At 46.3% G+C, this 14,094-nt stretch carries 20 protein-coding genes; 2 read left to right on the plus strand and 18 right to left on the minus strand.

Annotated features, from left to right (window positions below):
• Nucleotides 1–155: 155 nt before the first annotated feature.
• From yidD to ACVC7T_RS06805, 14 genes are all read right to left on the minus strand, one after another.
• Nucleotides 156–392, minus strand: coding sequence for a membrane protein insertion efficiency factor YidD (gene yidD / locus ACVC7T_RS06740; RefSeq protein WP_105111931.1), 237 nt, complete (start codon nt 390–392; stop codon nt 156–158).
• Nucleotides 389–1,123, minus strand: coding sequence for a pseudouridine synthase (locus ACVC7T_RS06745; RefSeq protein ID WP_447262685.1), 735 nt, complete (start codon nt 1,121–1,123; stop codon nt 389–391). The genes yidD and ACVC7T_RS06745 overlap by 4 nt, the downstream gene beginning before the upstream one ends.
• Nucleotides 1,113–1,682: an SMC-Scp complex subunit ScpB gene (gene scpB, locus ACVC7T_RS06750; RefSeq protein ID WP_105111929.1), complete on the minus strand. Its 570-nt coding sequence runs from the start codon at nt 1,680–1,682 to the stop codon at nt 1,113–1,115. The genes ACVC7T_RS06745 and scpB overlap by 11 nt, the downstream gene beginning before the upstream one ends.
• Nucleotides 1,666–2,385: a segregation/condensation protein A gene (locus ACVC7T_RS06755; protein WP_105160616.1), complete on the minus strand. Its 720-nt coding sequence runs from the start codon at nt 2,383–2,385 to the stop codon at nt 1,666–1,668. The genes scpB and ACVC7T_RS06755 overlap by 17 nt, the downstream gene beginning before the upstream one ends.
• Entirely contained in the window at nt 2,385–3,116 is a 732-nt protein-coding gene (gene xerD, locus ACVC7T_RS06760; protein WP_105160617.1) for a site-specific tyrosine recombinase XerD, read from the minus strand. The genes ACVC7T_RS06755 and xerD overlap by 1 nt, the downstream gene beginning before the upstream one ends.
• Entirely contained in the window at nt 3,113–3,571 is a 459-nt protein-coding gene (gene cbpB, locus ACVC7T_RS06765; protein WP_105111926.1) for a cyclic-di-AMP-binding protein CbpB, read from the minus strand. The genes xerD and cbpB overlap by 4 nt, the downstream gene beginning before the upstream one ends.
• On the minus strand, nt 3,568–4,095 hold the full coding sequence (locus ACVC7T_RS06770) for a metallophosphoesterase (protein WP_105111925.1): 528 nt from the start codon (nt 4,093–4,095) through the stop codon (nt 3,568–3,570). Before ACVC7T_RS06770 ends, cbpB begins: the two co-directional genes overlap by 4 nt.
• Nucleotides 4,068–5,075 (minus strand): nucleoside-triphosphate diphosphatase, encoded by a 1,008-nt coding sequence (locus tag ACVC7T_RS06775; RefSeq protein WP_105160618.1) that lies wholly within the window; start codon nt 5,073–5,075, stop codon nt 4,068–4,070. Before ACVC7T_RS06775 ends, ACVC7T_RS06770 begins: the two co-directional genes overlap by 28 nt.
• Entirely contained in the window at nt 5,072–5,866 is a 795-nt protein-coding gene (gene racE / locus ACVC7T_RS06780; protein WP_105160619.1) for a glutamate racemase, read from the minus strand. The genes ACVC7T_RS06775 and racE overlap by 4 nt, the downstream gene beginning before the upstream one ends.
• A gap of 65 nt (nt 5,867–5,931) precedes the next feature.
• The gene (locus ACVC7T_RS06785) at nt 5,932–6,177 is read right to left on the minus strand and encodes a YneF family protein (protein WP_394719201.1); all 246 of its coding nucleotides are present in this window, start codon (nt 6,175–6,177) and stop codon (nt 5,932–5,934) included.
• A gap of 71 nt (nt 6,178–6,248) precedes the next feature.
• Complete coding sequence (locus ACVC7T_RS06790) at nt 6,249–7,496, minus strand: diaminopimelate decarboxylase (protein ID WP_105160620.1); 1,248 nt, start codon at nt 7,494–7,496, stop codon at nt 6,249–6,251.
• 85 nt (nt 7,497–7,581) lie between these two features.
• On the minus strand, nt 7,582–8,283 hold the full coding sequence (locus tag ACVC7T_RS06795; protein WP_105160877.1) for a Bax inhibitor-1/YccA family protein: 702 nt from the start codon (nt 8,281–8,283) through the stop codon (nt 7,582–7,584).
• Between the two features lie 15 nt (nt 8,284–8,298).
• The gene (locus tag ACVC7T_RS06800; RefSeq protein ID WP_105160876.1) at nt 8,299–8,781 is read right to left on the minus strand and encodes an HD domain-containing protein; all 483 of its coding nucleotides are present in this window, start codon (nt 8,779–8,781) and stop codon (nt 8,299–8,301) included.
• 46 nt (nt 8,782–8,827) lie between these two features.
• Nucleotides 8,828–9,568, minus strand: a complete 741-nt coding sequence (locus ACVC7T_RS06805; protein ID WP_105123513.1) for a TrmH family RNA methyltransferase — start codon at nt 9,566–9,568, stop codon at nt 8,828–8,830.
• A gap of 70 nt (nt 9,569–9,638) precedes the next feature.
• Between ACVC7T_RS06805 and ACVC7T_RS06810 the strand changes: the two genes are divergently transcribed.
• Nucleotides 9,639–9,920 (plus strand): acylphosphatase, encoded by a 282-nt coding sequence (locus tag ACVC7T_RS06810; RefSeq protein WP_105136845.1) that lies wholly within the window; start codon nt 9,639–9,641, stop codon nt 9,918–9,920.
• Between the two features lie 99 nt (nt 9,921–10,019).
• Nucleotides 10,020–10,931: a membrane protein insertase YidC gene (yidC, locus tag ACVC7T_RS06815; protein ID WP_105160875.1), complete on the plus strand. Its 912-nt coding sequence runs from the start codon at nt 10,020–10,022 to the stop codon at nt 10,929–10,931.
• A 480-nt stretch (nt 10,932–11,411) separates the two neighbouring features.
• On the opposite strand, the gene ACVC7T_RS06820 is transcribed toward yidC, so the two are convergent.
• The 4 genes from ACVC7T_RS06820 to ACVC7T_RS06835 all read right to left on the minus strand — a co-directional run bounded on the left by ACVC7T_RS06820 (nt 11,412) and on the right by ACVC7T_RS06835 (nt 14,006).
• Entirely contained in the window at nt 11,412–11,687 is a 276-nt protein-coding gene (locus ACVC7T_RS06820; RefSeq protein ID WP_105106668.1) for an HU family DNA-binding protein, read from the minus strand.
• 85 nt (nt 11,688–11,772) lie between these two features.
• On the minus strand, nt 11,773–12,372 hold the full coding sequence (locus ACVC7T_RS06825; RefSeq protein ID WP_172009244.1) for a YpmS family protein: 600 nt from the start codon (nt 12,370–12,372) through the stop codon (nt 11,773–11,775).
• On the minus strand, nt 12,350–13,180 hold the full coding sequence (locus ACVC7T_RS06830) for an SGNH/GDSL hydrolase family protein (protein ID WP_105111915.1): 831 nt from the start codon (nt 13,178–13,180) through the stop codon (nt 12,350–12,352). Before ACVC7T_RS06830 ends, ACVC7T_RS06825 begins: the two co-directional genes overlap by 23 nt.
• The gene (locus ACVC7T_RS06835; RefSeq protein WP_105111914.1) at nt 13,173–14,006 is read right to left on the minus strand and encodes a DegV family protein; all 834 of its coding nucleotides are present in this window, start codon (nt 14,004–14,006) and stop codon (nt 13,173–13,175) included. Before ACVC7T_RS06835 ends, ACVC7T_RS06830 begins: the two co-directional genes overlap by 8 nt.
• Nucleotides 14,007–14,094: the final 88 nt, after the last annotated feature.

The raw sequence follows: 14,094 nt of genomic DNA on the forward strand, positions 1-14,094 counted from the left end.
AGCAAACAGCATGGTGAATGATGATTCATTCACTTAACTCACAACAGGTTTGAGTTAAATCAATGAAATCGTGTTACTATTATACCGCTCAGTTGATGCCTCTGTCAAGGATTTATTCCCAAAAATCACCATTTTTCGCTATTTTTTACACCTTTTCATACTTTATTTCTTCTCAGGCTAAAATGGTCCGGTACTGGATCTTCACCACCTTCCACAAAGGGATGACAGCGCCCAATACGGGCTAGGCCCATCAAGAATCCCTTTGAGCCGTGCTTCTGCAAGGCCACAATCATATAGGCCGAGCAGGTAGGTCGATAACGGCAAGACGGTGGAAAGAGGGGAGAGATAAATCGTTGATACAGCCGGACCAGGCCGATGATGAGCCTGGTCATTTCTTCTTAGATGGCTTGGTAACAGCCATGGTATGGAGCTTGCTGATGTCCTTCTTATTGAGCTTGCGGTACTCACCTGGACGCAGACCTGTCAAGTCTAGATTACCAAAACGAGTCCGAGACAGCTTGTCCACCTGTAGACCAACCGCTTCAAACATCTTCTTAACCTGGTGATTGCGCCCCTCATGGATAGTCAATTCGACCACCGAACGGTTCTTGACAGGGTCCACCTTGATAATCTCATAGACAGCTGGCTTGGTTTTCTTACCGTCAATGACCACTCCACGGGTCAAGGGACGAAGAACGTCCTTATTGGCAACCCCCTTGACACGCGCCAGATAGACCTTATCAATCTCATTGCGCGGGTGAATCATCTCGTCTGTGAAATCTCCATCGTTGGTCAAAATCAGGACACCTGATGTATCCCAGTCCAGACGACCCACAGGATAAATCCGTTCCTTGACCGTAGGCAAAAGGTCTACGACCGTCTTTCTACCCTTGTCGTCCGATACGCTGGAAATCACTCCACTAGGCTTGTTGAGCAGGTAATAGACCTTCTCTTCATTGTAAATAGGCTGGCCTTCTACCTCAACCCTGTCACCAGACTTGATGACAGTTCCCAATTCACGCACCACCTGACCATTGACAGTCACCAGCCCCTGCTTGATCAATTCCTCAGCCTTGCGTCGGCTGGCAATGCCTGCGTGGGCAATATATTTGTTAATTCTCATCTTCTAACTCATTTCTTTCTAGGAAAAGCTCTGTTTCCTCATCTTTCAGGTCCAAATCTGACACATCCGGCAATTGGTCCAGGCTGTTAATCCCCATGTAGTCCAAAAAATAATCAGTGGTCACATAGAGATTTGGCCGGCCCAACACCTCCTTCTTGCCATTTTCCCGAATCAAATCAAAAGCCTGGAGCTTACTAATGGCACCGCTGGAATTGACCCCACGGATGTCATCCACCTCTATCCGTGTAATGGGCTGCTTGTAGGCAACAATAGACAGGGTTTCCAAGAGGGCCCGGGACATGGTCTGGTTTATCGGTGTCTTGGCATAAATCCGCAAGAGCTCGGCAAATTCCTTCTTGGTTACCAGCTTGTAGCGGTTGGATGATTCCAAGAGTGCCAGACCAGAATCCTTATCCGCCATGTACTTTTCAGATAATTTCTCCAACTGCTGGATGAGGGCGGTCGGCTGCATGTCCAGCATCTCCGCTAGATTACGCAAGGTCAGGCCTTCCTCACCTGCCACAAATAGCAGGACTTCTATTTCAGCTAATCGGCTCATGCTCCCTCCTTACTAGGTAAATGTCCCCAAAAGCCTCCGTTTGTTCAAAGCTAATCTCATGGACCTTTACCAACTCCAAAGTGGCCAGGAAAATGGTGATAACCTCATTGATATCCTGACTATCCTTAAAGAGCTGGCGCAACTCCAGACGCGAACCAGCCTTAAAGTGACTACGGACCAGGTCCATCATGTCCTCAATCTTGTACTCATCTCTGGCAATGGTCGTATGCGATTGGCGCAGGCTGGCCTGCTTTTCAGCCATGACTTTGGAAAAAGCCAGGAACAAATCGACAACGGTCTTGTCCTGGACCAGCTGCACATCTTCGTAGACCAGCTCTTCCTTGGGCTTGGAGAAACTCTTAGCCCGCTCATCATGCTGCTCTCCCAGCTTCTCGCTGAGAAGTTTGAATTTGCGGTACTCTTCCAATTGGTCCAATAGCTCCAGCTCTGGGTCATCTTCTGGGTCTGTCTGCTCCACTACCTTGGGCAGGAGCCTCCGACTCTTGATGACCACCAACTGACTGGCCATGAGCATGTATTCACCTGCCACTTCCAGCCGCATGGCCTGCAAGGTGGCAATATAGGTTAGATACTGCTCAATGACCTCTGTAATCGGCACCTGGTAGATGTCCATCTGGTACTTGGACACCAGGTGGAGCAAGAGGTCCAGAGGTCCTTCAAAATCTTTCAGTTTAATATCCATTACTTGTATTTTTCCAAACTCATGCTTGATTTCAAGCCCAATTGTTTGACCAGCTGGTCCAGAGACTTGCCTTGCTTGATTTGCCTCAGAATATACTGTTCTCTCAATTTCTGGGCGGTCCAATCTGACCGACCTATGGAGCTAACAAATTCAGTCAAGCGATTAAAGAACCACTGGCGGGAATAGGTTTGCCCTTTTTTGTCAAAAAGATAGACACCGGTCAAGCGATTTTCTAGGTAGGGCAGGATCTCTTTAGGAATATCCAGGACCCGCTTGGTCTGACCCTTCTGGACAGTCAACACCTGAAAAACTAGGTTGAGGTCATCCACAGTCAGCTCTGCTATTTCACTAGGCGTCAGCCCTAAAAAGCCAATCAAAAGAGCAATGGTCTGCCCATCAAGAAAGGCTGTCTCCGTCCATAAGGGGGACAAATCTTCCACCTGTGGTCGCTGCTTGATAGAGGCAGGGTTGGTCAAGGCCTTGAGCTTATAAAATCGCTCCAGCTGCCCCTCCTCGTAGAGAAAATAGAGGAACTGATTGACTGCTGACAACTTGCGCTTCTGGGCAGCAGGCTTCAGAGTCAAGAGCGTCTGCTGGTAGGTTAAGAGCGTCTGCTGGTTGACCTGGCCCTGGGTCACCTCCATGAATTGCTGTAGGTCATAGGTGTAGGACTTTTGACTGTTGCTGCTTATGGACTTGCTCCTGATAAATGCTGCAATCCAATCTTTCATTTTTTTGCCTCTTTAGACGGCAGGGGAAAGTTGTGGAGCAGGGCATTGATGGCCTTGAGAATGGATTTCCGAGTAATAATCCCCTTGAACTCCCCATTTTCACCCAGAACAGGAAGGAAGGACTGGTCGACCAATTTTCGCATGACTTCTGTCAGGTCGTAATCTTGACCAACTGTCTCCTCATCTGTCTTTGCAATCAGGGAAATATCGCTATTAAGCTCATCATCGCTCAAACCATTTTCAGCCTGGTAACGATTGATTTCCGTCAGGCCAATGGTGCCGAAAAATTGCCCTTCTTCAGTCACAACAGGTACCCGTGAATAGGACATGTGGCTGAGTAGGAGCTTAGCATGGTCGATATTATGGCTATCAATAATGACCGCCAGCTTATTGGCCGGAGTCAAAAAAGTCTCTTCTTGAGCCAGCAAAAATGCTTCAAATTCGCGTGCAATCATCGTGGAATGTCCTTTGTTAGTGGCTGATAAATCTGGTGCTGACGATTGTAGTGTTCAACATGGAAGTGACTATCTGTAATGGTCACCAGGGCATAGAGGCACTCTCTGACCAAGCCCCGTGGCTGACTGACTGATCCAGGATTGAGAAAGAGGGTCTTGCCCCGCAGCTCTGCATCGGGCACATGGAGATGCCCGTAGAGACAGATATCCGCCTCCACTTCTTGGGCCCAATAATCCAACCGCTGCCAACCATAATTGATGCCATAGAGATGGCCGTGGGTCTGGGCAATGGTCACATCCTCCAACCGGGTAATCAGCCTATCTGGATAGCCACCAAAGTAGTCACAGTTGCCATTGACAACGTATATTCCCTCCCAAAGCTGGTCTTGGCTGTCTAGCTCCGAATCTCCATTGTGAAAGATTGCATCAACCTTGCCAAGGTAATGGTGCTTAATTTCCTCTACAATCTTACGGTCTCCATGAGAATCACTCATGACTAGGATTGTCTTGCTTGCTCCTGCCATACTGGAAATGCCTCCAACAATTTTTCTAAGGCTTGCGCCCGGTGGGAAATCTTATTCTTCTCTTCTAGACTAAGTTCAGCCGATGTCTTGCCAGTCTCACCGACCAGAAAGAGCGGATCGTAGCCAAAGCCATTTTCTCCCTTGGGTTCTGTGCCAATGTAGCCTGCCCAATCTGCCTCAACCACCAGGCTTTCCCGACCCGGTGCTGCCATGACCAAGGTGCAATGGAACTGGGCCGAGCGGTCCTTGGTCTCAAAAACCATGGCTAATTCGTGGAGCAACTTGGCATTGTTACGGCTGTCTGTCGCCTCTGGACCTGAAAAACGAGCTGACCAAACTCCTGGTAAACCGCCGAGGACATCTACCTTGAGACCCGAATCATCTGCCAGGACCATCTTACCTGTCAGCTCTGCAATGGTTTCCGCCTTGAGACGAGCATTCTCCTCAAAAGTGGTCCCTGTCTCAGCCACATCTGGCAGGTCAGGATAGTTGTTGAGATTCTCGACCTGATAGCCCAATTTCTCAAAGAACTTGCGAAATTCCTTGGTCTTGCCTTCATTTTTAGTGGCAATCAGAATGCTGTCTCCAAGACCGGACAAGCCTTGCTCCTGACCAAAGAAAGCCTCTGTGGACACCCCTTCCTTGGGCAAGTAAACCAGGTGCAGTTTTTCGCCTTCGGTCACCAGCACAGCTCCCTGGTGCTGGATAGCCTTGAATTGGCGGTTGTTGAGGTCATTTAAGACATCGAGAGCAAACTGGATGAGTTTGAAATCCGAATGCAATCGAACAATCTCAATCTGGACGCACTGGTTGTAGTCATCTTCATATTTTGAGGCAATAAGTTGATCGAAAGCATGCCCCAATTGATATATTTCCTGCTCTCTTCCAGTCTCACCAAAGCTTCCAAATAGATTGGCAAAGTTCGCCTTGCCAATAAACCAATTCTGCTCGTCCCTGTATTCGTAAATCTTTTCTGTCATAATTCTACATGCTCCACTTGAATATCAATGCCCAACCAGCTTTCTGCGATATCCTTAAAAGCCTCTGGGCTGGCTGTTGTATAAAATCGATGTTGAAGATTGGCCTCCGTCCGACTGCGATTGAGCTGGAAATAATTGAGCAAAACGGAGATATCCCGCGCTGTTTCTGCCCCAGAGTCAATCAGTTTTACATCCTGCCCCATGGCATTTTGAATGATAGCCCGCAGGAGGGGATAGTGGGTGCAGCCCAGCACCAGGGTATCCACCCTCCCCATAAGGGGCTTGAGGGTTTCGTAGACCACCTTCTTGGCCAGGCTAGACTGGTGGCTATTGGACTCCACCAGAGGGACAAATCGTGGGCATGCCAAGCTTTCAACCTGAGTTTCCGGCGACAGGGCCTGAATTTTTTCCCGGTAAATATCTGACTGGATAGTCATAGCTGTACCCAACACTCCCACCTTGCCAGACTGGGTCGCCTTGATAGCAGCCGATGCCCCTGGCAAAATCACACCTAAAACTGGAATATTCAACTTTTCCTTAACCTCTTCCCAGGCAACAGCCGTCGCTGTATTGCAGGCGAAAACAATCATTTTAACATTCTTGGTCAAGAGAAAATTGACCAGCTGCCAGGTATACTCCCTGATTTGTTGAGCTGGTCTTGGGCCGTAAGGGGCCCTGGCCGAATCGCCGATATAGACGACTTCTTCGTGGGGCAGTTGACGCATGAGTTCACGAACCACCGTCAAACCACCCACACCTGAATCTAAAAATCCGATTGGTCGATTATCCATATAGTTTCCTAGGACTTTCTCCAAACAAAAGGACTTGGGAATGAATCCCCAGCCCCAGTGCTTGCTTATTTTTTCTTGTTAGTTGCTACTTTTTGTTGGCTCTTGATTTGGCGCAATACCTGCTGAACCTTAGCCTCGCTTGGTTTTTGACCCATTTGGCTCATCATCAAACGAAGAGCGTTTTCATCCAAAATAGGCTTGTCCGCAATCATTTTTTCAACCTGTTTGCGTGATAGGTAAATACCGAGAGCAACACCACCAGCAAGTGCTAAGACAACCAATAATATAACAATTCCGATTCCGATTTGCATTTCAATCTCCTATAGACTGTATTCTAATTTTCTAGACCTATTATACCAAATTTTCCCGTCTTTTCCAAGACTTACTTGTCAAATTCAAAACCGTACAAGGTCGCAAAGTAGTCTTCTGGCGTTTCAGCCCGTCGAATCATACGCGCTCCGCCATTTTCCTCCAAGAGAATCTCCGCTGAACGCAGGCGTCCGTTGTAGTTATAGCCCATGGAGAAACCGTGAGCACCCGTATCATGGATAACCAGGGTGTCCCCCACTTCTGCGCGTGGCAATTCACGATTGACTGCGAATTTATCGTTGTTTTCGCAGAGAGAGCCCGCCACATCCACTACTTCAATCGGAGCGTCTGGTCGACTGATATTGGTGATATGGTGGTAGGCACCGTAGAAGGCTGGACGCATTAGGTTGGCTGCTGAGGCATCCACACCGACATAAGTCCGATAGGTTTCCTTGCGGTGGAGAACCTTAGTAATCAGATGCCCATGTGGCGCCAGCATAAAGCGTCCTAGCTCCGTAAAGATTTTCACATGTCCCATGCCAGCAGGCGTAAGAATTTCTTCGTAAACCTTGCGGACACCCTCGCCAATCACGGCAATATCATTTGGCTCCTGGTCTGGACGGTAGTTGACCCCAATACCACCTGACAGGTTGATAAAATCAAGTGTGACACCTGTCTCCTCACGGATTTCCAGGGCCAATTCGAAGAGCTGGCGCGCCAATTCTGGATAGTAGTCATTGGTCACAGTGTTGGAGGCCAAGAAGGCATGGATACCAAATTCCTTAACGCCCAATTCTTTCAAGTCCTTGTAACCCTGCATGAGCTGGGCCTTAGTCATGCCAAATTTGGACTCTTCTGGATGGTCCATGATGTCTGTACCAAGCGAGAAGATGCCACCCGGATTATAACGTAGGCAGACTGTCTCAGGAATACCGGCTACATTTTTCAAAAACTCGATATGCTCATAGGCGTCCAAGTTAATGGTCGCTCCAACTTCGCTCGCATAGACAAATTCTTGCGCCTGGGTATCATTGGAAGTAAACATAATGTCCGTAAAGCCCATTTTGGCACTCATCAGCACTTCCACATCCGTCGCACAATCCACACCGCAGCCCTCTTCTTGCAAAATTTTCAAGATAGCTGGTGTCGGTGTCGCCTTAACCGCAAAATATTCCTTAAAGCCTGGGTTCCAAGCAAAAGCAGCATTGAGCGCACGCGCTTTTTCACGAATTCCCTTCTCATCGTACAAGTGAAAAGGCGTTGGAAATTGGTCTGTAATCGTCGCAAGGGTTTCCTTATCAATAAATGGTATTTTGGTCATAACTCATTCTCCTCAATTTTCTAACCATTATAGCATAGAAAGGCATTTTCAGAAAATGAAAAACCCACTCGGAGAGTGGGAAGTTTTAATCTCGATTTAAGTTACCGAAAATGCGGAGCAAGTTCAGGAACAAGTTAATAAAGTCAAGATAGAGCTGCAGGCCCATAGAAACGACCCAGCCTTGACCGACATTTCCGCCTGTTTGCTCGAAAACAGTGCGGATGCGCTGATTATCATAGGCAATCAAACCTGAGAAAATCAAGACAGAGATGATAGACATAGCGAAGCTGATACCTGAGCTACGTAGAAAGATATTGACAACACTGGCAATAATCACTCCCCAGAGAGCTGCTCGAAGAGCCTGGGCCATGCCGGACAGATTTTTCTTGGTGGTCATCCCGATAATAGCCATGACCGCAAACATGAGGGCAGTTGATACAAAGGCCAGGGCCACTGTTTCACCTGTATAGGCCAACAGCACGACACTCAGAGTGAAACCATTTGTCACTGAATAGCCCAAAAACATAGGCAGAGCCAGCGGACTATTTTTAGCCGCCATAGCTGAGGCCGCAAAGACCAGGGCAATCTGGGCAATCATGATAATCATCATGAGCATGGAACCACCACGCATGAGAGCGAATAAAGTGTCTCGGAAAACTGTCACTGTCAAAAACGACACCAAGGCCGACAAGCCAATTCCCATAGCGACAACGCCGTAAACCTTACCAAAGAAACGGTTGAGGGCGGTATTGTCCACCTGGTTGATAATTACTGAATCATTATTCATAGAAAACTCCTTTATTTATTGAAAACGTAGAATTTTGCGATGCTTCCACTTGTGCTGCAGGGGCAGACTCCATTCACGAACCGCCCAATACTTGTCCACGCAGGTGACAATCCAAGATTCCTTGTAGCGGGGAGGGGCAATGGTAGCACCGAACATGTGTTTGACGATAATATCCTCTTCGACCTTATTGAGCTTGGTCAATTTCTGGGCATTGCGCTTGGCAATCCTTGGGTGGACCCAGGCATGGCTCTTCTGAAATTTGGTATCCCGCCAGTCATAGAAAAACAAATCGTGCAAGAGACCGCCTCTAGCTGTCGCTTTGGCATCCCAGCCAAATTTTTTGGCAATTTTATAGCTGGTGTAGGACACATTAATGGAATGTTCCAGCCGTGTCGAATGGTAGTGGTGGGGAATAGTGCCCAATTTTTGCACCTTGGGCGTCGCAATCAGATGGCCCACATAGTGCATATACTCTTTATCTTTTTTGTAAGCTGTCAAATCTTGACCTCCTCGGACTATTATAGCATAGTCTACCAAGATAGCCTTAAATAAAACTAAACATAAGAATACCGGCCGCTATGGCCACATTAAGACTTTCCGCCTGACCCGGCATGCTGATGTGGACCAGCTGGTCCGCCACTTCCTCCATGTAGGCTGAAATTCCTTGACCTTCATTGCCCATAACCATAGCAAAGCTAGGACCAGGTTGGAAGTCCTTATAGTCCACCGACTGGCTTGACAGGGTCGTTGCTAAGATTGGCAACCCTTGAGCTTGCAGGTATCTGACAAGCTCCTCCACAGGCAGACGATAGATCGGCAGATGAAAATGACTTCCCTGCATGGACCGCAGAACTTTAATATTGTAAATATCAGCCGACTTGTCCGTCAAAAAAATACCGTCAAAACCAGCCGCGTCTGCTGTCCGAATCATGGTGCCCACATTGCCTGGGTCCTGGACATCTTCCAAGACCAGGAATTTGCCGGTAAGGCTTGTTGGCAAGTCTTGTCTAGGAAGGGCCAGCTGGGCAAGGACACCCTGGGGAGACTTGGAATCGGCCAGGTCCCGCATGATGTCAGGTGTCACTAGACTAACATTGGGCAAACCAGCAACCCGCTCTGCGTATTCTTCCAAGACCAAGATATGCTCGAAAGTCGCACCAGCAGCACCAGCCTCTTCTAGCAGATGCCAGCCCTCTATCAGATAGGAGGAGGTCCGGTATTTTTTCTGCTGCAATTTCTTGATTTGCTTGACCAGATTATTGGCCTTTGAGCGGATAATGTCCATGGCTGCTCCTTTTTATTTCTTATTGTCCATGATATAATAAAGTAAGTTACTTGTCAAAAAGGAGACCCCCATGAGAAAGGTCAAAATGATTGCCTCTGGTCGTGTCCAGGGAGTTGGTTTTCGTTGGTCAGTCCAGGCTCTGGCTCTGGAAATCGGTGATGTCTACGGCCGTGTCTGGAACAATGACGATGGAACAGTCACCATCCTGGCCCAGTCGGATCAAGCTGACAAGCTCAGCCATTTTATCCATGAAATACGAAAAGGACCTTCTCGTATGGCCAGGGTCAACTATCTGGATGTGAATTTGGCCAATTTCCCGGATATGACAGATTTTAAAGTCAGTCATGGCTAGGACTTGAGAAGAATTTTTAAGGCTGGTAAGTGAAAGACTTGAGAATTTTGACCAAAACAAGTACAATAGAGACTATATTGTAAAAAAGGAAGTTTGAAATTGAAAAATAAACGATTCATCAAATTGTCAGGCTTGTCACTGGCAACTCTGCTCTTCTTGTCGGGCTGTGTGCAGACAGATAAAAGTGGTAATCCGACCGGTTTCATCTGGAACTATCTGGGGCAACCAATGTCTTATCTCATCGAATACTTTGCTGAGAACCAGGCCCTGGGTTATGGTTTGGCCATTATCATCGTGACCCTGATTGTCCGCTTGATTATCCTTCCACTAGGTATTTACCAATCTTATAAGGCAGCTATCCAGTCTGAAAAGATGAACTACCTCAAGCCAATTCTTGGTCCAATCCAGGAACGTATGAAGAATGCAAGTTCTCAGGAAGAACAGCTTGCTGCCCAACAAGAATACTTCGCTACGCAAAAACAGTACGGTGTGAGTATGTTGGGAGGCATGGGTTGTTTACCACTCCTGATTCAGATGCCTTTCTTCTCGGCTATCTACTTTGCGGCTCGCCACACTCCAGGTATTGCTGAGGCTAGTTTCCTCGGTATCGACCTGGGCAAATCCAGCCTGATTTTAACAGCTATTGCAGGTGTACTCTACTATGGACAATCCCTCCTCATGCAGGTCGGTATGGATGAAGAACAGAAAAAGCAAATGAAAACCATGGCACTGATGAATCCGCTCATGATTGTGATGATCTCATTTGGCTCTCCAGCTGGTGTAACCCTTTACTGGGTAGTCGGTGGTCTGATTAGTCTTATCCAACAAGCCATCACCAACTTCATCCTCAAGCCACGCATTCGCAAGCAGGTAGAGGAAGAATTTAAGAACAAACCCTTGAAAGCTGCACCAGGCAAAGTCAAAGATGTGACCCCAGCTGCATCAGCTATCATCGAAGAAAAAGCATCTAAAAAGAAAAACCGCAACGCTGGTAAACAACGTTCGAGATAGAAAGAGACAACCATCTGAAGCAGGTGGTTGTTTTATTTGTAATTAGAAGTCAAAAGTTAAGGAAAAATCCTGAGTTTGTAGACAAAATCTCTTTTCAGACTTTCCTGAGGTGATGTCGGACGGTAGTAAACTTTCTTGTTTCTAGTTTTACTCCTCAAACAGTCCCCCAGACTGTTTGAGCTACCTACGGAATTCCATACCTAGTATTTGAGCCTAAGGTCTCAAATACTCCGAATGTCCGAAACGACAACGTTTCTCATTTTCATCACAGCGGAAAGTCCTGGCTTAGGGCTCGCTCCGCTTGCAAAATAAACTAAATTATCGTTTTTTCTTAGCAGAGCTACTTAGTTTATTTATCCAGAATACAGTTTGCCGACGTTGTGAAATACTGATTTTATGCCCCAAAAATGCCCCAAAACACAGAAAAAAGCCCGTCGGACAAGCTAGAAAGCTTGATATGACGGGCTTTTTAATGCTGAATTATTTTACAGCGTCTTTGAGTGCTTTACCAGCTTTGAAAGCAGGAACCTTAGAAGCTGCGATTTTGATTTCTGCACCTGTTTGAGGGTTGCGACCTGTACGTGCTGAACGCTCACGAACTTCGAAGTTACCGAAGCCAATCAATTGAACTTTCTCACCAGCTGCAAGGTAGTCAGCTACTGCTGCGAATACCGCATCAACTGCTGCTGCAGAATCTTTTTTAGTCAATGAAGTTGCTTCTGCAACTTTTGCGATCAAATCTTGTTTATTAGCCATTTTGCTAAATCCTCCAATTATTTTCTGAGTGACTACTCACTCTAATATCTTATCCAATTTTAAGCTTTTGGTCAAGCTTAAAGTGTTATTTTATTTCTGTTTTGTAAATATCAATAATAAATTGGTCGTTATATAAATCAAGCGTATTCATTTTGGCATAAATCCCTAGCTTATTCTCCATTTCCTGGAGCTGGACCTGCACTCTAGATGCCTCCGTATCCACATGGACATAGTCTGGAAATTTATAATTTTTCTTCAAATAATTTAGAACCTCTGCTTTGGGTAAAGATAGACTGCCTGCTGAAACTTCCATTATTTGCAACATGATACTTCCATCCTTCATCTTGCTTGGCTGGAAATAGAGATAGAGGGGAATTTCCACACCAAACAACTTGTAACTGCCCTCAAAGACAATCTGTTGGCTGGTCAGGGCAATGGAATATTCAAAATCTTTGGTTTGATATTCTTTGAGATAGTTTTCAAGTGTCTGATTCAGCTGTTCTCTTGTGGTCGTAAATGTCCCTATTTTGACATCGTCAGGATTATTTTTTACGAAAACCGTCAAGTCTTCACGCTTATCCTGCACACGATTGATAAGGACAATATAGGCACCAACATTACAAGCTAGAAGTGCCAAAAACAACCATTTCCAAATCTTTATCTTACCATTCTTTTGGGGTTTCATGTATTTTCTCCACGATTGCTTTCTTTATAATTTCATAGCCCGTATTATTGGGATGAAAACTATCTTCGTTGTAGAGTAGATTATTTCTAGTCCCTGCATCAGTGGAACTGACACCCACCTCTTCTTCCAATCCCTTGTAAAGCAAATCATTGATGGGAACAAAGTAAACCTTATCCTGCTCTTCAAGCGTCTTGGCAGTCACTTCATTCCAATTATCCACGATTGTCTGCATTTCGGTCATCTCTGGAAAACTTAAAAAGAAAGGATTGTAAATACCAACAACGTAAATAGGTAAATCCTTATTTTGCTTGTGGGCGTAGTCAATAATCTCTTTCAGTCTTTTGGCATAATCCTTGGATGGCTTATTGAAAGAAGATACTTTTAAATCGGTGATATTGTTCATAATCACCTTTCGCAAATCATTTCCACCAACCGTTAAAGTCATCAAATCCGCCCGCTTCAAATCTGCCTGCAATTTCTTATCAGACTTCATCCTTTTTAAAATCTGGTTGCTGGTATTGCCTGCAATGCCATAATTGGCATCGACAACATCCACTGAGAGCTGGTTGGCCAAATCTTGAGCCAGAAGCGGAACAAAGCCTCCTTGGCCCGTGGTATCCCCCACACCTTCCGTCAATGAATCACCAATCGCAACATAGTGTAGGATGGGGCGCTCGTCTGACTGACTGATTTCTGAAGGAGACACCCTTGATGCAGCCTTTGGAATCAGCCAGTCAAACAGAAAGACGGTCAATATCAAGCACAGAAAGAAATAAAAGAGCCCATGAAAAACTTTTCGATTATTCATAGCGTACTAAGATAGCCCAGGCATCTTCACCAGTGTGGGTTTGTATGATAGAGCCGGTTTCTAGGACAGCGATATCCTTCGCTAGGTAGGGCTGTAACTGTTCTTTCATCTGCTGGGCAAAATCTGCTGCGCCTGCATAGGAAATGCCGATTTCAGCCACCTTTTTATCGGCTAATTGACCAATAAACTCATCCAACCATTTCTTGAAGGTTTTGTTGCCCCGGCCCTTCACAATTGGCTCTAGCTGATGATTTTTCATGGTCATAATGACACGGATATTGAGCAAGCTGCTTAAGAGCCCTTGAACGCGACCAATACGGCCTCCTTTAACCAGATTTTCAAGCGTCGATACGCCAATATACAATTCTGTTTTTTCTCGCACCTGCTCGATGGCCGCCAAGATTTCCTCCTTGCTAGCCCCAGCTTGAGCCAGACGAGCAGCCTCAACCACCTGGAATTTTGCAGCCTGGTCTGTGAAACTTGAATCAATAACCGTCACATCAACGCCGGACAAGGTTGCCCCTTGACGAGCAGCCTCAACGGTGCCCGAAAGAGCGTGAGATAAGACGATGGCAATCACTTGACTACCGTCCTTGGCCAAATCAGTAAAGGTTTCTGCAAAGACCCCCACTGGAGGTTGGCTGGTCTTCGGCAAGCTCTTAGCATTGCGCATCAGTTGTAAAAATTGCCCCTCTGTCAGGTCGCTATCCGAATAGACCACTCCATCAATCATCACCGAAAGAGGAACAACCGTAATTCCCAGTTCTTCCAGCAAGTGTGGCTCGATAGTGGTGCTTGAATCTGTTACAATTTTAATCCTTGACATATTTCATCCTACAATTCTCTACAAATATGTCTACTATTATAGCAAAAATCACCTCAAAAATAAAACGCTAGAAATGAAAAAAGGCTAG

This window comes from Streptococcus sp. P25B114 (assembly GCF_053010325.1).